At 34.9% G+C, this 18,000-nt stretch carries 22 protein-coding genes and 1 pseudogene; 11 read left to right on the top strand and 12 right to left on the bottom strand.

Translation table 11 applies throughout. The features are described 5' to 3' along the window. The first annotated feature begins 609 nt into the window (after positions 1-609). On the top strand, positions 610-843 hold the full coding sequence (locus MHH42_RS24260) for a spore germination protein (RefSeq protein ID WP_002039815.1): 234 nt from the start codon (positions 610-612) through the stop codon (positions 841-843). A 296-nt stretch (positions 844-1,139) separates the two neighbouring features. Here the strand turns inward: MHH42_RS24260 and cydB are convergent, their stop codons facing one another. Next, positions 1,140-2,168: a cytochrome d ubiquinol oxidase subunit II gene (cydB, locus tag MHH42_RS24255; RefSeq protein ID WP_000017645.1), complete on the bottom strand. Its 1,029-nt coding sequence runs from the start codon at positions 2,166-2,168 to the stop codon at positions 1,140-1,142. After that, entirely contained in the window at positions 2,158-3,507 is a 1,350-nt protein-coding gene (gene cydA / locus MHH42_RS24250; RefSeq protein ID WP_097837504.1) for a cytochrome ubiquinol oxidase subunit I, read from the bottom strand. The genes cydB and cydA overlap by 11 nt, the downstream gene beginning before the upstream one ends. A 224-nt stretch (positions 3,508-3,731) precedes the next feature. Here cydA and MHH42_RS24245 point away from each other — a divergent pair, with 224 nt between their 5' ends. Next, positions 3,732-4,295 (top strand): beta-class carbonic anhydrase, encoded by a 564-nt coding sequence (locus tag MHH42_RS24245; RefSeq protein WP_000838170.1) that lies wholly within the window; start codon positions 3,732-3,734, stop codon positions 4,293-4,295. Here MHH42_RS24245 and yidD read toward each other — a convergent pair. Then, positions 4,292-4,528 carry a membrane protein insertion efficiency factor YidD gene (gene yidD / locus MHH42_RS24240; protein ID WP_000809334.1) on the bottom strand — a complete coding sequence of 79 codons (237 nt, stop codon included), beginning with the start codon at positions 4,526-4,528 and terminating at the stop codon, positions 4,292-4,294. The two genes, MHH42_RS24245 and yidD, sit on opposite strands and share 4 nt — an antisense overlap. Before the next feature lie 128 nt (positions 4,529-4,656). On the opposite strand from yidD, the gene luxS reads away from it, so the two are divergent. Then, entirely contained in the window at positions 4,657-5,130 is a 474-nt protein-coding gene (gene luxS, locus MHH42_RS24235; protein WP_001141371.1) for an S-ribosylhomocysteine lyase LuxS, read from the top strand. A 395-nt stretch (positions 5,131-5,525) separates the two neighbouring features. On the opposite strand, the gene MHH42_RS24230 is transcribed toward luxS, so the two are convergent. From MHH42_RS24230 to ytzI, 3 genes are read right to left on the bottom strand one after another with little or no spacing between them, the layout of a single operon-like run. Continuing rightward, on the bottom strand, positions 5,526-5,756 hold the full coding sequence (locus MHH42_RS24230; protein ID WP_000911975.1) for a DUF3953 domain-containing protein: 231 nt from the start codon (positions 5,754-5,756) through the stop codon (positions 5,526-5,528). Positions 5,757-5,769: 13 nt separating this feature from the next. Next, positions 5,770-6,000 (bottom strand): DUF3953 domain-containing protein, encoded by a 231-nt coding sequence (locus MHH42_RS24225; protein ID WP_097837503.1) that lies wholly within the window; start codon positions 5,998-6,000, stop codon positions 5,770-5,772. A gap of 1 nt (position 6,001) precedes the next feature. After that, complete coding sequence (gene ytzI / locus MHH42_RS24220; RefSeq protein ID WP_000472801.1) at positions 6,002-6,151, bottom strand: YtzI protein; 150 nt, start codon at positions 6,149-6,151, stop codon at positions 6,002-6,004. A gap of 83 nt (positions 6,152-6,234) precedes the next feature. Here ytzI and MHH42_RS24215 point away from each other — a divergent pair, with 83 nt between their 5' ends. From MHH42_RS24215 to MHH42_RS24205, 3 genes are all read left to right on the top strand, one after another. Further along, positions 6,235-6,552 (top strand): hypothetical protein, encoded by a 318-nt coding sequence (locus MHH42_RS24215; RefSeq protein WP_000412304.1) that lies wholly within the window; start codon positions 6,235-6,237, stop codon positions 6,550-6,552. An 84-nt stretch (positions 6,553-6,636) separates the two neighbouring features. Further along, complete coding sequence (mutTA, locus tag MHH42_RS24210) at positions 6,637-7,116, top strand: antimutator 8-oxo-(dGTP/GTP)ase (protein ID WP_000276384.1); 480 nt, start codon at positions 6,637-6,639, stop codon at positions 7,114-7,116. A 105-nt stretch (positions 7,117-7,221) separates the two neighbouring features. Further along, positions 7,222-7,761, top strand: coding sequence for a DUF3267 domain-containing protein (locus MHH42_RS24205; protein WP_097837502.1), 540 nt, complete (start codon positions 7,222-7,224; stop codon positions 7,759-7,761). A 72-nt stretch (positions 7,762-7,833) separates the two neighbouring features. On the opposite strand, the gene MHH42_RS24200 is transcribed toward MHH42_RS24205, so the two are convergent. After that, the gene (locus MHH42_RS24200; RefSeq protein WP_070173863.1) at positions 7,834-8,505 is read right to left on the bottom strand and encodes an HAD family hydrolase; all 672 of its coding nucleotides are present in this window, start codon (positions 8,503-8,505) and stop codon (positions 7,834-7,836) included. A gap of 92 nt (positions 8,506-8,597) precedes the next feature. Between MHH42_RS24200 and MHH42_RS24195 the strand changes: the two genes are divergently transcribed. Next, the gene (locus MHH42_RS24195; RefSeq protein WP_000737835.1) at positions 8,598-9,701 is read left to right on the top strand and encodes a hypothetical protein; all 1,104 of its coding nucleotides are present in this window, start codon (positions 8,598-8,600) and stop codon (positions 9,699-9,701) included. A gap of 239 nt (positions 9,702-9,940) precedes the next feature. Then, positions 9,941-10,168, top strand: a complete 228-nt coding sequence (locus MHH42_RS24190) for a hypothetical protein (protein ID WP_000849116.1) — start codon at positions 9,941-9,943, stop codon at positions 10,166-10,168. Positions 10,169-10,202: 34 nt separating this feature from the next. Here the strand turns inward: MHH42_RS24190 and MHH42_RS24185 are convergent, their stop codons facing one another. Genes MHH42_RS24185 through MHH42_RS24175 form a run of 3 tightly spaced genes read right to left on the bottom strand, consistent with a single transcriptional unit; the run spans position 10,203 to position 12,785 of the window. Beyond that, complete coding sequence (locus MHH42_RS24185) at positions 10,203-11,009, bottom strand: ABC transporter permease (protein WP_000368773.1); 807 nt, start codon at positions 11,007-11,009, stop codon at positions 10,203-10,205. After that, entirely contained in the window at positions 11,002-11,766 is a 765-nt protein-coding gene (locus MHH42_RS24180; RefSeq protein ID WP_000009038.1) for an ABC transporter ATP-binding protein, read from the bottom strand. The genes MHH42_RS24185 and MHH42_RS24180 overlap by 8 nt, the downstream gene beginning before the upstream one ends. A gap of 11 nt (positions 11,767-11,777) precedes the next feature. After that, the gene (locus tag MHH42_RS24175) at positions 11,778-12,785 is read right to left on the bottom strand and encodes an ABC transporter substrate-binding protein (protein ID WP_000733218.1); all 1,008 of its coding nucleotides are present in this window, start codon (positions 12,783-12,785) and stop codon (positions 11,778-11,780) included. A 120-nt stretch (positions 12,786-12,905) separates the two neighbouring features. On the opposite strand from MHH42_RS24175, the gene MHH42_RS24170 reads away from it, so the two are divergent. The 3 genes from MHH42_RS24170 to MHH42_RS24160 all read left to right on the top strand — a co-directional run bounded on the left by MHH42_RS24170 (position 12,906) and on the right by MHH42_RS24160 (position 15,956). Then, positions 12,906-13,202: a DUF3986 family protein gene (locus MHH42_RS24170; RefSeq protein WP_000873109.1), complete on the top strand. Its 297-nt coding sequence runs from the start codon at positions 12,906-12,908 to the stop codon at positions 13,200-13,202. Between the two features lie 11 nt (positions 13,203-13,213). Continuing rightward, complete coding sequence (locus MHH42_RS24165) at positions 13,214-13,444, top strand: hypothetical protein (protein WP_000227437.1); 231 nt, start codon at positions 13,214-13,216, stop codon at positions 13,442-13,444. Between the two features lie 403 nt (positions 13,445-13,847). Further along, complete coding sequence (locus MHH42_RS24160) at positions 13,848-15,956, top strand: LTA synthase family protein (RefSeq protein ID WP_000050732.1); 2,109 nt, start codon at positions 13,848-13,850, stop codon at positions 15,954-15,956. A 406-nt stretch (positions 15,957-16,362) separates the two neighbouring features. Here the strand turns inward: MHH42_RS24160 and MHH42_RS24155 are convergent, their stop codons facing one another. Both MHH42_RS24155 and MHH42_RS24150 read right to left on the bottom strand, forming a co-directional pair. Continuing rightward, positions 16,363-17,172 carry an alpha/beta fold hydrolase gene (locus MHH42_RS24155; protein WP_097837501.1) on the bottom strand — a complete coding sequence of 270 codons (810 nt, stop codon included), beginning with the start codon at positions 17,170-17,172 and terminating at the stop codon, positions 16,363-16,365. A gap of 27 nt (positions 17,173-17,199) precedes the next feature. Continuing rightward, positions 17,200-17,952, bottom strand: a pseudogene (locus MHH42_RS24150) (catalase); the annotation flags it as partial. Positions 17,953-18,000: the final 48 nt, after the last annotated feature.

Below are 18,000 nucleotides of genomic sequence, written 5' to 3'. Positions count from 1 at the left end.
TATATTTATTTTCAAATGAAGAGGATTAAAATATAAGTTGTAGACAGACTTTATAAAGCAGAATTTTGTACAAGCATTTCCCTCAATTTTTTGTATCTAACAATCGTATAACAATAAAGTGAAACTTTAATCAGTGGGGGATTCATCCCCAGCTGATTATTAGTTGAACCAATCGGGCATTTACAGGCAGTTGATCCCCCACCTAACTTTTTTTCTTTCGCTGAATTTTGAGGTGGGGGTCTTACTGCCCGTTAATGCGGGATAAATAATTCTTTTTTTAGTGTCTGTTTATGAAAAGTGTCTTCTTTGAGGGCACTTTTTGTTGTTTAGTGGAGATAAGTTTTTACTGTTAACATAGTGGAAACTATCTATACTAAACATTAGCAATCTTCCGTATAAACATTATCAATTTACTATATATTCCAGTGGTGTTAAGTTAAATATGAAAGGCTTTCTTTTTCAAAATATTACCCCTAATAAAATTTTGAAGAAGTCAACTGTCTCCAAACTTGCCATTCATGCTTAGAGAAAAAGCACTCATTTTGAGTGCTTTTTCTTATTGAAACATGCTATTTTTATAGGCGATTTTCATAAAATGAAAGTAAGGAAATGAAAGTAGGTGACAATATGCCGGCAGTTGTTGAAGGTGTTATTATTGAAAACTGCAATGGGACGATTAATTTAGGGGATAAATATAACGTGCAACCGATTGAAAAGACGAAAGCTTATAATGGATCGGGATCATCGAACACTGGATTAAATGTGAGAACATTTAGCGGGATTAGTACAGCAGATGTAAGGGATAATGATGTAAATGACCAAGAGATACAATTTACCTTATAGTGCAATATGTAAAATTGCATACAATGATGAATTTGCCCTATGATACAATTTAGTTGTGAGCTGTTTGTGATTCTTCTGTATCATAGTTGTTAGATTGAAAGTATAACATCTTATCCTGCTATTTGCGGGCAGTAAGACTCCCACCTCAATTTAGGTGGGGGATCGAATGTCCGGAAATGTCCGATTGGTGTGGGCTAATAATCAGTGGGGGTGAACAAAACCCCCACTGATTATAGTTTCACTTTATCGAAAATCATACGGAAAAAAGACACTTCAAACGAAGTGTCTTTTTTATCTTAGTGATATCCTTTAGCAGAGTCTTTGTGGATTTTATTTTTAAAAATACTGTAGCTCCAAAGTTGATAGCCAATAACAATTGGTACCATAACTATTGCAACGAAGAACATAATTTTTAAGTTTAATTGGCTACCAGCTGCGTTGTATAACGTTGTACTATAGGCGTCGTTAATGCGAGAAGGTAACATTCTTGGGAACATACCTGCAAAGCCAGTTGTCATAAACATTGCGATTGTTAAGCAAACAAATGTAAAGGCGAGGCCGATTTTATGTTTGTACACCATAATAAGTGCGAGTACACTCATTAACATTGCAAGTACTGGAAGAATAAATAGTACCGGATATTCCGTAAAGTTTTGGAATAAGTTTGTGCGATTTGCAGTTGCTACATAGAAGATAGCTAAAATGATAGCAGCTGCCATTGAAAATGGTCTTGCGATTTTATAAGCACGATCGGATACTTCACCAGTCGTTTTAATCATAACCCAAAGAGCACCAGATACGACGAATATAGCAGTGAAGAACAGACCACCTAAAATACCGTAATGGTTTAGTAAGCTAAGTAAATTTCCTTCATAGCCATTTTTTCCGATTTGTAGTCCGTAATATAGGTTAGCGAATGTAACACCGAATAAAAAAGCGATTAGGAAACTACCAATTGTAAATGCCCATTTACAAGTTTTTTGCCAAATTGGTGAATCATCTTTATGCATAAATTCAAGTCCAGCAGCACGAGCAAATAGTGCAAGTAATACTAAAAATAGTGGTGTGTATAGGTAACTAAACATATTTGCATATGTGATTGGAAAGGCAGCAAATGTTGCGCCACCAGCTGTAATTAACCATACTTCATTACCACCCCAAAATGGTCCAATTGCTTCTTGTAATTGATTTCGTTCTTGTCGGTCTTTCGCAACGAATGGGAAAATCATTCCGTTACCGAGTGCGTAGCCATCAAGAATGAAGTAAACTGTCCAAATTACGCCCCATAAACCGAACCAGATGATTGCAAGCATATCATGAGACATGAGCTGTACCTCCTTCAGTAGCAGGCTCTTCTAATGCAGATGGTCCTTTTTTTGCGAACTTCAGCATTAAGTATACGTCTGCAATTAAAAGTAAAGTGTAGAACAATATTAAACTAATTAATGAGAACCAAATTTGTGGAACTGATATAGGTGATACAGATTCTGCTGTACGCATGAGTTTATAAACTGTCCATGGTTGACGACCTACTTCAGCGACAATCCAGCCAGCGTTAATCGCAATGTACGGAAGTAAGACAGACCACATTGTAATTTTTAAATAACGTTTTGAGTTTTCTAGTTTTCCTTTTCGGTTTAAATAGAAGCCGAACCAAGTTAATGCCATAAAGAACATGCCAAGTGCGACCATTAAGCGGAAGCTATAGTACACGAGGTTAACGTTTGGACGATCTTTTTTCGGAATATCTTTTAAACCAACAATTTCTCCATCAAATGAGTTTGTATAGAAGAAACTTCCGAGTTTTGGAATTGTAAGTAGTTCAAAGTTCTTTTCATTTTTCACATCAGGAATTTGAATGATTGAGAAACCTTGTCCTTTTCCAGTTTCCCAAACTGCTTCCATCGCAGCTCCTTTAGCAGGTTGATATTTAGCTGCCGATACACCAGATTGATGTCCCATAAACGGTGTAATAGTTGCGGCGAATAAGCCTAACATTAAACCAAACTTAAATGATTTTTTGAAGAATTCCACTTCATTTTTACGTAGCAAGTGATAGGCACTAATGGCCATAACGAAGAAAGCACCAACGATATAACAACTAATTACAGTATGGAAGAACATGTTCCAAGCATATGGATTTGTAACAAGTGCCCAGAAATCATTTAATTCAGCGCGGCCGTTACGTACTACATAGCCAACAGGATTTTGCATAAAGCCGTTTGCTGTAATAATCCAAAGTGCGGAAATATTTGTTCCAAGTGCAACCATCCACATACAGAAGGCACGGAACTTTGGTGAAATTTTGTCTTTACCGAATAACCATATTCCCATGAACGTAGATTCTAAGAAGAAGGCAACGAGTGCTTCGATTGCGAGAGGGGATCCGAAAATATCTCCCATATATTTGGAGTACTCAGACCAGTTTGTTCCAAATTGGAATTCCATCGTAATCCCGGTTATAATCCCCATTACGAAGTTAATTGTAAATAATTTACCCCAGAAATTTGCCATTTTGCGGTATGTTGGATTCAATGTGCGGGCGTATTGAGTTTCCATACATGCTACTAAAATAACAAGTCCGATTGTTAAAGGTACAAATAAAAAGTGATAAAAAATAGTAATTGCAAATTGAAAACGACTTAGTAACAGAACGTCGGACATAATAAATATTCACTCCTTTTTTACATTATCTACAATCAGTTTATAGTGAAAATACGTTTAAAGTATGTGAGACTTGTTACAAAGGTGTGTGTATATTTTGAAAGAATTATGTCGGTTATCTGAAAATATCTCATTTTTACTATAAAGCAATATCCTTTTTGAGTTTTTCAAATTTTGGTACACTACATATGTAATGTAAATGAGAGAAAAGAGGGTTCTGTACTATGAAGTCATTAGAAGAGATTTTACAATACAATGAAAAATTCGTTGAAGAGAAAAAATACGAAGAGTATGAAACAGGAAAATTTCCAAATAAAAAAATGGTAATTATCTCTTGTATGGATACTCGTCTTGTTGAATTATTACCGAAAGCGATGAATATGCGTAACGGTGATGTGAAAATTATTAAAGTAGCAGGCGCTGTTATTTCCCATCCATTCGGAAGTATTATGCGTAGTATTTTAGTTGCTGTATACGAACTTGGTGCCGATGAAGTTTGTGTAGTTGGTCATCATGATTGTGGTATGGCAAAAATTCAAGCAAGCAGTACAATTGAGAAGATGAAAGAGCGCGGTGTAACAGATGAGAAATTAGATACACTTCGTTATTCTGGAATCGATTTAGAAAGATTCCTACAAGGGTTCTCTAGTGTTGAAGAAAGTGTAGAACATAGTGTATCAATACTTCGCAATCATCCGTTACTTCCGGAAGAAGTACCTGTTCACGGTCTTGTTATAGATCCTGATACAGGAAAATTAGATTTAGTTGTGAATGGTTACGACAATTAAGAATTTACTTTGTCATCCTTTTTATCTGGGACAGGATCAAATCCTCCCGGGTGGAAAGGGTGACATTTTAATATACGCTTACAAGTAAGCCAAAAACCTTTCAATGCACCATGCTTTTGAAACGCCTCTAATCCGTAATGAGAACAAGTCGGATAAAAGCGGCACGTTGGCGGTGTCATCGGCGAAATAAATTTTTGATAAAAGCGTATAATTCCAATGAAAATCTGTTTCATAATGGTCTCCTTTTCAGCATATTCTTAAAGTATTATAGCACGACTGTACATAATACTTTACTAATGTGAATTTCCGTTATATCATATTGGATATAACGGAATTAAATTAAAAGCGGGAGAGATGTTGTATGCCATCAGTAGAAAGCTTTGAATTAGATCATACGATTGTAAAGGCACCTTATGTAAGACATTGCGGAGTTCATAACGTAGGTAGTGACGGTATTGTAAATAAATTCGATATTCGTTTTTGCCAACCGAATAAACAAGCAATGAAACCAGATGTTATTCATACGTTAGAGCATTTATTAGCATTTAATTTACGTAAATATATTGATCGTTATCCGCATTTTGATATTATCGATATTTCACCAATGGGCTGCCAAACAGGATATTATCTTGTTGTAAGCGGAACACCAACAGTTCGTGAAATCATTGATTTATTAGAACTAACATTAAAAGATGCGGTTCAAATTACAGAAATTCCAGCTGCAAACGAAACACAATGTGGCCAAGCGAAGCTTCACGATTTAGAAGGAGCACAACGCTTAATGAACTTCTGGTTAAGCCAAGATAAAGACGAACTTGAAAAAGTATTTGGATAAAGAAAAACTGCCTGTGAAAAGGCAGTTTTTTTATTTGTAAAAGAGAAAAGTACAGGTTTTATAGAAAAACAATGAGTTTCACTTATGAGCATTTTTAAGAAATGAAAGGCAGTAGGTGATTGGAAATTACATGTTATCTTTAGTGAAAGTAATTCGATATTACAATGAAGAGCATAAGACTAGAAACGAAAAAATGCGAGATGCCCATTGATTTTCTTCCGGATTTCAGTTCATTAATTCCTAGAAGAATAAAGAAACAACTGAGAGCAAATTGCATGTATGGGAGAAGTGTGAAGTTGTCGGTAGCAAGAGAATAAGTGCAAAGAGAGAATGTGAGAAGCATGAAAAAATAGCGTAATCCAGTTAGCATTGTATACCTCCTTTAAAGAGACTATTTATCGAAATATTTCTGAGAAGCCAAGAAATAAAGCACCAGCTCCTGCTAACAGAGCAAGTATACTACCACCTTTTTGCTGTTTTAAGATTTCCTCTATACTAATAACGAAAGCCATCATCCCTAAAAAGATGAACATATAAGGCATAATTTCTCTATTACTAGTAAAGAAACTATAGATTGCTATACATAAAGCAATAAGTGAAAAAGTAATTCGCAATCCTTTTAGCATACATGTATCCCCTTTATTTTATATAGCTAATGATAAGAACAATCCAAATGAAAGCACCGGCAACAATACAAATGAATCCTGTTCCTGAATCTTTCTTTTTTATTCGTTCCATTGCAATGAGGAACATGAGAGCTCCTAATAAAAATTGTGAAAGTGGTAGAAAGTTATTTTGACCTGTATAGAGCCCGATTATCGACATTATGATCACAGTGAGTGCGATTGCAATGCGAAGTACACGAAGCATATTATGAATCCTCCTTATTATTTTTTGTATAAGGATTATCTTCTGGTTTATCAACGGAATGTTTGTATGCATAGCCTTTATTAATCGTCATGACGGAGAGTACTAGTATGACTAGGACGATTATAATACCGATAATTAATATTTTGAACATGAAATCCCTCCTTTTCTTTATTTTACATAATTTTGTAATTGATGAAAACAATAGAAACTAAAAGGATGAAAGAAGGGTGTTACATGGAGAAGAAAAAAACATATTATATATCAATAGGTAATGGTCAAATTTCACAAGTGAAGACGGCAGATACGTACAATTTTGAAGTTTACGCAAATGATGAGGAAATTACGGAGTTAAGAGCGTACTTTGATCAAGCATATGTAGAGGATTTAGGTTCATTTGTACGGTCTCACGTTCCATTTGTTGAATATCATCACGATTCAAATAATGATCGATATGATGAACAACTACAAAAAGCATATAAAATGATTTACGAATTAGGAAATCATGAGACGAAAGAATTAGTCGCACAAATGGGAATAATCAATGGATTGTAATTGGATAATATTATGCAGAAAAGCGAGAATATGCTACAATTTGTGGTAGGAAAAACTTGTAACCATCAATAGGGGAGTAATGGCATGTACAAATTTAAAGATTATTACCACAACACTGTACAATTATCGTTTGAACGTTATCCATTTTCTCCTGAGCCAAAGCATGTTTGGGTTGTATGCCGGTACGGGGATCAATGGTTATTAACGCATCATTTACGTCGCGGTCTTGAATTTCCAGGTGGTAAAGTAGAACTAGGGGAAACACCGGAAGAAGCGGCGGTTCGAGAAGTTCATGAAGAAACCGGCGGCATAGTTTCGGATTTAACTTACTTAGGACAATATAAAGTATCTGGAAAAGACAAAATAATCATTAAAAACATTTATTTTGCAACAATTAGTGCGGTAGAAGAACATACGCATTACGAAGAAACGAAAGGGTCTGTTTTATTAAAAGACATTCCTGATAACATTAAAACTGATAGAAAATTTAGCTTTATTATGCGCGACGATGTATTAGCGCGTACGATGAAACATATAGAAGAAATCGGCTGTTTTACGAAGTAAAATGGCCGGTTTCTTTTTTTGTTCGAGAATGTAAATATATCTTTACATAATTTTGGGTATATTATACAATTTTGTAAAGATGTATTTACATTTTAGGAGGAGAAGATGGATAAAAGAAAAGAAACGACTGTTACTGTTTCGATGGTTAAATTAAATATCTATTCATTTTTTATAATATTAGCTCTAGCGATTGGAATTAGTTTTTTACATGCGCTTTTTTCAGGCGGGTTTCAAGTTGAAATTACATTGCCCGTTATGTTTCTTTTAATTATTGGAATGATTGTTCTCGTTTGTATACATGAAGCGATACATTTAATAGGATTTCGCTATATCGGAGGTGTTCCGTGGAGTGAACTAACATGGGGTGTCAATTGGAAATTAGGTGTAGCATATGCTCATTCTAAACAGGTGATTACAGTAAAGCAAATGAAGAAAGTTTTAATGTTGCCATTTTTACCGACTGGAATTTTACCAATTGTATTAGGATTAGCCATGAATCTGGAGCCACTTTCATTTTTAGGTGTTCTACTAACAGCAAGTTGTATTGGTGACATTGCTCTATATCAAAAAGTTTCAAAGTTTCCAGATGATGCACTAGTAAAAGATCATCCGAGTAAACCGCAGTTTACAGTTTATGAACAATAAAGGAAGAGGAGGCGTTTTTGAATAACGGCCTCCTCTTTTTGGCGGTAAATCGCTTATATAATTTATTTCCTATTATTTTGTTTTTATCTCTACCTCTAAAAATGAAAGAACATCTAATAAATCATCTATCACACGTGAATGCTCGAAGTCACCCCAAAATAAATCTCTCTTCCAAACGCCAAGAATTCCTACTTGTTCAGAACCGAGCGCGTCGTTTTCTGGATGATCTCCAACGTAAAGACATTCTTCGGCTTTTACATTCAGCTTTTGTAAAGCACGTTTGAAAATTTCAGGATGAGGTTTTTTGATTCCTTCCGCTTCTGAAACGAGAATTGTATTTGTATACGTATGTATGTTTAATGCTTGAAGGTTGCTCATTTGAAATTCAGTAAAGCCGTTTGTAATTATACCAATTTTAATGTTTAGCTGTTTTAATTGTTGAAGTAGTTCATGCATGTTTGGGAAAGGAATACAATGATGTCGGAAGTTTGTAATGTAGTCGTGCAACAGTTGCTCTGGCGTTAAAGTGGTAAAGTTGTATTCGCAAAGGAGAGTGGAATATACCTTATCTTTCCACGTGTAACCATTATTATCGAGCTCGAGAAAACGAGAGCAATACTCGAATTTTTCTATGTTTATCAAATGAAAGGCGAAACGATTATATTGATCACGAATAAATTGCTCTAGAGATTGGCGACGATCTAATAGTGTTCCATCTAAGTCAAATAAGACTGCTCGAATCATGGGAAACCTCCATACAGTTTTTATAATTAATTATCGCATATTCGTTAAAAAATGATTATGATATTTTTGTAGAATGGAATAATGGAGGGCGTATGAAAAAACTGTATGGCAAGTTAGTATGTTTTATGATTTCAACGGGCTTAGTAGCTGGATGTGATATGTCGGAGCAAACTTCAAAAAGAGAGAAAAAAGATGCGTGCGAAACGACAGAAGAATGTGCACAAATAGGTGATAAGACGCTTCAAAAGGTATATAAAAAAATAGATGGACTTTCAGAACTTGAAGTACTAGAGGATTATGATTTAGAAGGAAATTCAAGTAATGATATGAAAGAAGCGGAAATGAAAAAAGAGGATGATGAAAATTATTTCTTTTTAGCTTCTTATTATATTGATGGTGATGAAATTGTAGATCCGTATTTCGATAAACTAGATCGGAAACGATTGAATACGGCGTTCGCAGAAGATAAAGAAGCGAAAGAAGAGATACTAAAACAACGTCAAGATAAAGAGTATCATCAATCATTATGGGAGATGTATAGCACTCTTATTCCAGCTAAGTATCGCACTGACATAAAAGAGTTTGACATGGTAACAGATGGTTACGACGGAATTGTCGCCCACGTTATGCCGAGTGTAGAGTATCCGAAAGAGTGGACCCTTAGTTTAGATACGCTTGATTCTGCAGTAAATATTGATCAAGTGATGAAAACATTAATACATGAGACAGCCCACGTATTAACACTCGGACATAAACAAATATCAGTAAATGAAAAATACTTAAAGGCTTTTGAAGAAGAAAAAGATATTTCATCATACCAAAATAAATGTAAATCTCTTTTCTTGCAAGAAGGATGTGCGAAGGAGAGCTCTTATATAAATCAATTCCATAATTTGTTCTGGAAACCAATTGAGCAGGAGTGGACAGAAAAGAAAGTGGAAGAAAGCGAAGAAGCTCAAATTGAATTTTTTAAAGAGAAACAAAATGAGTTTGTTTCTCTTTACGGGACGACAAATGTAGCAGAAGACATTGCAGATACATTTACAGCGTTTATTTTACAAGATTCAAAAAAGGTGGAAGAAGGAACGGAGTTAAAATATAAAAAAATTGCGTTTTTCTATCAGTTCCCTGAGCTTGTAAAAATGAGAGCGGAAGTGTTAGCTGGATTATATGATGTTTCGAAAACGATAGAGTAACCAATTGGACACGAATGTGAGCTATGTATCCGATATATTTTAGCCAAGAGAAAACGTGAAGAATTTTAGTTCTTTACGTTTTTTATGTTGAGAAAGTTGAAAATTCTGTCTTTTTCAAAAAAGAAGAAGGAACTAGTGCTATAAAAGAGAATTAGTATAAAAATGTCACAATTTAGACACAATTATAATGCGCGTGTTGTAGGGACTATAAGTTTACTCTCGAGGAGGTAATGAAACGTATGAAAACGATTCTTGCTGTTGCTGGTCTCATTTGGGTAATGTCTCACGGTTTTCCGATTTTTGAAGGGGAGCAAATTCGTAGTGCACTAAATAAAAAGTTCAACGATTATCATGTAATAGATCGAAAAGATAATGTCGTTACAGTACGTGTGAAAGACTGTTTCCATACAGTTACGGTTGCCGATGGAAATGTTACAAATGAAACAAAAATGTGTGATAAAAGGTAAAAGAAAGAAGCTGACTCTAGCATATCGTTTTGAGTCAGCTTCTTTTTCGTTTTCCGATTAGAAGTTTTTCAAATGCTTCTACAAACACATACATCAGTGTTGCGAGAACACATGTGAGTAGCACACTCAGTAAGACGAGTGTGAAGTTAAAGACTTGGAATCCATAGCTAATTAAGTAGCCAAGCCCTTGTTTAGAAACGAGAAGCTCACCGAAAATAACACCGACCCATGATAATCCAACGTTCACTTTTAGCGTTGAAATAATTGCAGGGAACGATGAGGGGAGTATAACTTGCTTATAGCATTGCCATTTATTTGCGCCAAATGTGTCCATTACTTTTATATAGTTAGAATCGACTTCTTGAAATGCGCTGTAAATAACGAGAATGGTAATGATGATGGAAATGATTACGCCCATTGCAATAGACGATGAAATATTAGGACCGAAGATTACAATGATAATAGGGCCGAGTGCGACTTTGGGCATTGCATTTAGGACGACGAGATATGGATCAAGAACGCGAGCTAAAAGTGGTATCCACCAAAGGAACGTGGCAATAATAGCCCCGAGTACTGTTCCAAGAATGAAGCCTACTCCTGTTTCAAGTAGCGTCGTCCATATATGAATCCAAAGCGAACCGTCAATCCACTTGCTAAGAAAGAGATCCCAAATACTCGACGGAGAGCTAAAGAGTAAAGGATCAATCCATTCGTTTTTGCTAGCTATTTCCCATAATGCAAAGAAAAGAATGAGCAGTAAAAGTTGTAGCGAGCGAGCAATCCATGCACGCCTGCGTTCTTTCTTTCGAAATTGTTCATGTAGCTGTTTTATATTATCCAAGGCGCTCCAGCTCCTTCCATATGTCTTGGAAAAGGGCTGGAAAGTCGTAGTGATGGCGCGATTCTAACGGTGATAAGGAGCGAATACTTTCTGGGACGACGAACGTTTTTGCAATTTTTCCAGGATTCGCTTGTAGTAAATAAATACGATCACTCATCGCAATTGCTTCTTCAATATCATGTGTCACGAGTAAAGATGTTTTTTTAAAGTTACGTAATAATGTGAAGACGAGATCCTCTAGTTTTAACTTTGTTTGATAATCGAGAGCGGAAAATGGTTCATCTAACAATAAAATTTTTGGATCAGTCGCTAATGTTCGAACGAGTGCAGCGCGTTGACGCATACCACCGGACAATTCACGAGGATATTGCTGTTCTACATCATGCAAACCGACTTGTTTTAAAAGCTTTAAAGTATGTTCTTTCGTTCGTTCATCATAAATCTTTCGAATATGAAGTCCAAGCATAATATTTTCTTCAATTGTTTTCCACGGAAACAAGTAATCTTGCTGGAGCATATAACCCATAGATGGACTTTTTGTTGTAATTGGTTCACCATCTAAAAATACGATACCTTCAATTGGATCAAGTAGCCCAGCGATAATCGAGAGAAGCGTCGTTTTGCCGCAACCACTTGGACCGAGTATAGAAATAAATTCTCCTTCTTCCACTTGTAAACTCATATCTTCGAGAATTAGTTTGGCGTTCTCTTTTGCGAAAAAGCAGTGAGAAACGTTACGTATTTGTAAAAAACTCATACACTTCGCCTCTATTTCTTAATAACGCTTTCGGCAATTTTCGTATTGACGAGCGCTTCATGTGGGACTTCTTTTTGTAATTCACCAGCGTCTTTCATAATAGTTTGGAGCTGTTTCCATTCTTCCGCATCTAATAGCGGATTTGTCGCATAAGAATGTTGCTTTTTATACCGTTCAATTACTTTTACTGTAATGTCTTTTGAAGTGTCTTTAAATAACGGAGAAACGGCATCAGCGATCTCTTCGGGACTATGTGTATCAACCCATTGCTGCGCTTTATAGAGCGCACGTGTGAACTTTTCAGCAGCAGTTTTATCCTTCTTTAAGAAACTTTCTCTTGCCATGAACGATGTATAAGGAACAGTACCAGATTCATTTCCGAACGAAGCGACGATATAACCTTTACCTTCTTTTTCGAATATACTTGCAGTCGGTTCAAAGAGCTGTACAAATTCTCCCGTACCAGATGCGTAGGCATTTGCGATATTAGCAAACTCGATGTTTTGAATTAAGTTCGTATCTTTGTGAGGATCAATGCCATTTTTCTTTAAAACGTATTCTCCAACCATTTGCGGCATGCCGCCTTTACGCTGACCTAAAAACGTAACACCTTTTACGTCATTCCAATTAAAAGAATCTAGCTTCTTACGTGAAACTAAAAATGTCCCATCTGTTTGTGTAAGCTGTGCAAAGTTAATAACAGGGTCTTTTGCTCCTTGTTGATGAACGTAAATAGACGTTTCAGAACCGACAAGAGCAATATCAATTCCACCAGATAATAGGGCGGTCATCGTCTTATCTCCGCCAGCTGTTGTTTGTAGGTCAATATTTAGTCCTTCATCTTTAAAAAAACCTTTTTCAATCCCAACATATAACGGTGCATAGAAAAGAGAATGGGTAACTTCGCCGACGCGAATGTTTTGAGTTTGATCTTTTGGCCCTTCTTTTTTACTACTACAAGCAGCAAAAGTGAAAACAGTTAGTAACATGATGCAAAAAACAGCTATTAATTTTTTCACTATATAACACCTCCTAGAAGTCACTCTACAAGCATGATATGTAGGTAAGTGCCCATATGTGAGTATAGATAGCAGGAATTTTTTGAGTGATAAAGAAGTACAAATATAAGGGGTGATAAAATGAAGTACGAATATGATGATAGCGTACATTTACATCTTGATTATTTCGGAACAGAATGTGATATGGAATCGATTGCTTATAAGAGGAAGAATGAAGACGTATGGGATGTGTATTTTAATTTTGGAGTATACGGTATTCAGAAAGAGGATGTAGAGTTAGGAAGGTTTATGGACGAATATGCTGGTCATTACGTTTTTTCTGTACATGCTCGTGATTTAAGCTGGGAATTTGGAAGTGCTCAGTTTGAGGAGTGGGTTTTGAGAAATCAGATAGTAGAAAAATCACTGCAAAAATAGGTAGGGATTTTGTGGTCGATTTTCTCATTTTATTGTTCATTTTCGTAGTTGGATTTTTTATTATACAATTGCTCATTTACCGATTTGCAAAGAAAAACATTCAAAAATATACAAAAATGAAATGGATGCATATGTGGCTACATATGCATATGGAAAAAGGTCCGAGATTAGATTTTTTTGATTTTGTATTTATAGTAATCGTATGTATTATATGGAGAATGTGGATAGTTTCTCTTTTATAGTAGATGTTTCAACACGTTCTTAAAGGCATCATGATTTGTCCTCTTAGTTTGTAAGGAATAAAAAATAGAAATCAAAATACGAAGCAAAACCTGCAAGTTTGATCAGGTTTTGCTTCGTATTTTAATTTGCATAATAAATAGATTATATCTCCTAAAATAACGGTGAATTTTAACTTTTTTTGAAGGTAGAATCCTTTTGTAATATAGTTTGTATATGCAGTATTTTTGTACTTTTTAGAATCTGTTTTGTTGTAAAAAGTACGAAAAAATGTTATTTTTTAAGGGGTATTTAAGGTTATATATATATAATAAAAATAGATATAAAGATCATAAGTATAATGTTTTTTACTGATGCGGGGTGAAATAGAGAGAAGAAAACAAGAAGAGAAAAGAGGGAAATAAGTTGAGTTTGGATTTTGTAGTTCAGCAACAAAGAAGAAATGAATTTCGTTATAATTTTTCTGTTCAGCAAGAAAGAAAGAGCCCATTACTTTCTTTCATTATTAGCGGAATATGGACTGTTTTTTTAGAAACGTTGTTTGTTATTACATTAGGCTATTTCGAATTAGAGAAGACGAAGTTATTTTTTAATGAAGGAATCACGTTAAGTATAATTACTATAATTTTATGGAGCATACTATTTTTTATTGATTATTTGAATAAAGGGATAATCAATAAACTTAGACCAGCTATAAGAGTTCATATTTTATTGCTGCCAATAGCTCATTTAATAGTTTTTATTTATATATTCATACAAGAATATATGAATTTTTTGCTTGTGAATAACTGGATTTATTTGCAGTATACACAGTACCTATTCAGCGTTTTACTCATTTATATGGTGTATATTTTAGTTTACAATTCAATTGGAAAAATTTTACTAAGTGTAATGTTAACTAGTTGTTCTTTTATTATTTTAGGGATTGTTAATTACTTCAAGAGTATGTTCAGAGGAGAGCCGCTATATCCATCTGACTTTACACAAATAGGGCATATGCAGTCAGTTATACCAATGGTTATGGATTATTTTAGTTTGAAAAATATATTAATAGGAATCATTAGTATAGTTGTATTTGCATTTGTTGTTTTTACTATTCGAAAGCATATTAAATCTATAAAAATCCATATCGGTATGCGAATTGTTTTAATATGTACATCTCTGTTTATGGTGTATGCGTTTAGTAATTACCCTAATACATTTGTGAATAAGTTATTTGTAAAGGGTGGGGTATACTTCCCTTTATGGAATCAAAATATGAACTATGGTCAAAATGGCTTGGTTTTAGGATTTTTAAGTAACTTAGATACGACAGTTATTCAGGAACCAGAAAAATATTCAAAGGAAAATATGCTTCAAATTGCGAATGACATAAAGAAACAATATGGTGTTAATGTGAGTGAACAAAAAAAAGCCGAGAAACCGAATATTATATTTCTGATGAGCGAGGCTTTTTGGGACCCTACAAAACTAACGAATCTTTCATTTAGCGAAGATCCAGTCCCGAATCTACATCATTATATTGAGAATTTTCCAGGTGGACAAACAATAGCTCCTACATTTGGGGGGAATACAGCGAATACCGAATTTGAAGCGCTAACGAGTTATTCAATGAGTTTGTTAATGCCCGGTTCTATACCGTATCAACAAGCTGTTACAGGTCAGAAAGAAATCCCATCTATTGCAAGTGAATTGAAAAAACAAGGATACTATGCAAGTGCAATTCATGCTTTTGATCGCTCATTTTACAAACGAGATACTGTATATAATGTATTTGGATTTGATAACTTTAATGCAGAAGATACGATGAAGCATAAAGAATTAGCTGGGGACAATGTTAGTGATTTGTCTATGAGTAAAGAAATAATAGATGAATTGAATAAGAGAAAACAGCCTACATTTATTCATGCGGTAACGATGCAAAATCATTTTCCGTATAATCCGGGACGATTTGAAGAAAATCAAATAGAAGTTAATGGATTAACAGAAGATGCATCGAAGGCAGAATTAGAAATATATACGGAAGGTGTAAGGCGTTCCGATGAAGCTTTAAAATATTTAATAGACCAGCTTGATGAATTAGAAAGACCTACTTTATTAGTCTTTTTTGGAGATCATTTACCAGTACTAGGGACAAATAAGGCTATTTATAAAGAGGCTGGATATATAGAGAATGAAGAAACTGTAAGTGAAAGATTATCAATGGCAGAAACACCATTGTTAATGTATGCAAATTTTGATATACCAAATGACAACTTAGGTTTAGTAAGTCCAATGTATTTCTCAAATCTTGTTTTTGATTACGCAGGATTAAATAAATCACCATTTTATCAATTTTTATCGGGATTATATAAAGAAATCCCAGTGCTTAGAGATGAATTAAAAGTTGATAAAAATGGCGAAGAGATTAAAGACTTAACAAAGAAACAAAAAGAAATGTTAGAGCAATATAAAATGATTCAATATGATTTACTCGTTGGAAAGCAGTATAGTAAAGATATACTCTTTAAATAGGGGAAACAAAAAAGGACTTGTATAGGATACAAGTCCTTTTTTCATAGTATTTAACGGGGTAACCAGACAAGCTGGGTTTAGGGAGTATTACTTGTACATTTAGTATAAACAAAAATGTAATCGTTTTATTAATTGATTTGTGAGAAATGTGTGAATTTTATTTTATGAAAACTTCATTCACTTCAACAAATAACCTATAGGGCATATACTTTCACTTTCTTTGAAAAATAAATTATATTAACGGAAAAATAAGTTGTAATGATATTCGATGGGATAAATTAAAAAAGGAGATGAGAAGATAACAAAATGTATCATTCGTATCGTAGTTATTCTTACTTACGAATGGGCCGGTTTAATTGGATAAACAAAAAAGATAGTTAATAAAAAAGAATTTGCTGTAAGGAAACTATGAATTTAAAAATTTTATAAGTTCTGCATTTAATTCATCTGCTTGGTCGATTGGAGAGCCGTGACCACTATTTGTAAGAGCATGTAGTTGAGCATTTTTAATCCGTTTTTGCGTGAGTTCAGCACTTTTGTATGGGATCAGTTGGTCGTGAACGCCGTGGAATATTTTTGTTGGAACGTTAATTTTACTTAAGTCTTTCGTTACGTCTTCGTTTGCAGCTGCTTGCAAAATTTTGATGAGAGCATAGGAAGCGGACTGCATACCGAGATAAGAAAACCATTCAAGGGTTGCAGCTCCTAAGTTTCTATTGAAAAATGATAAAGATACATCACTTAAAAATTTTGGTAAATTTACATACATTTGATGAATGAGGGTATCTCCTTGTTCTTTTGGTACACCGTAAGGGGACTCTTGATTTTTCACGAAAGAAGGAGAGACGGCATCAATTAATGCGAGCTTAGAAATACGACGCCCATTGTAGCGAGACATATAGCGAATAGAAAGAGCACCGCCGACTGAAAAACCGACTAACGTAGCATTTTCTACTTGGAGTGCTTCCAGAACAATTGCAATATCATCAGCTAATCGGTCATACGTGTAGCCAGTCCATGGCTTATCAGATTGCCCATTTCCGCGTATATCCATGGCGATGCAGCGAAAGCCGTGCTCCGGTAAAACATTGAGTTGATATTGATACATTTGATGATTTAAAGGCCAGCCATGGACGAAAAAAACAGTTTTACTACCGGGACCGGGATTAACGTCTTGCACAAAAATATGAACATCTTTCTCGACCGTAACAAACATGAAGTATCCCCCTTATATGTGTTAGTATGCTCTATCCCAAATTAACGAATGAACGCCGAGCTTTGGCTTCCAGTGGAATTTTACGAATCGCGACTTTCCATTTTTATTAACGAAACGAAATGTATGAACGCCAAATCCTTGCATCATTCGAAAACTTCTTGGAATTGTACGGTCGGACATAATCCATATCATCATTGCAGCTGATTCTTGATTATTGGCGATGAAGTCCCAAAAAGTATCATGTGCTGTTTGGCCCTGTGGAATTTCATTATGTGGCTCTGGTTTAAGGGCGTGAATAAGATCAGGAAATTTAATACCATCTTGAATGAAGAAAATTGGTATGTTATTTCCTACTAAGTCGAAATTTCCTTCTTCTGTATAAAATTTAACAGCGAATCCTCTAACATCTCGATTCGTTTCATTGGCTCCTTTTGATCCCGCTACTTCAGAAAAACGAACGAAAAGTGGTGTTGTTTTTGAAGGGTTTTGTAGAAAGTGTGCCATTGTTAGCTCTTCTAAAGATTCATATAACTCAAAAATGCCATGTGCTCCGTATCCTCGTGCATGAACGACTCTTTCAGGAATTCGTTCACGATCAAAATGAGAAAGCTTTTCTCGCATAAGAAAATCTTCCAGAAGGGTAGGGCCACGATCACTGGCAGTTAAAGAGTTTTCATCATTTGAAATTTTAACACCTGTATTTGTTGTCATCTCCTTTCCTTCATTTTCGGGTGTAAAGGATTGGAGCTGTTCTGTCTTTTTATTTTTTTTGCCGTCCATATAAAACACCTCCCATAATATACGTATTATTGATTGTAGTTTTTATGC

It is taken from the genome of Bacillus sp. FSL L8-0099, assembly GCF_038006385.1.
GTDB classification, from domain to species: Bacteria; Bacillota; Bacilli; order Bacillales; family Bacillaceae_G; genus Bacillus_A; species Bacillus_A toyonensis.
Note: the sequence above shows the minus strand (reverse complement) of the source record. Positions and strands in the feature narration are given on the sequence as shown.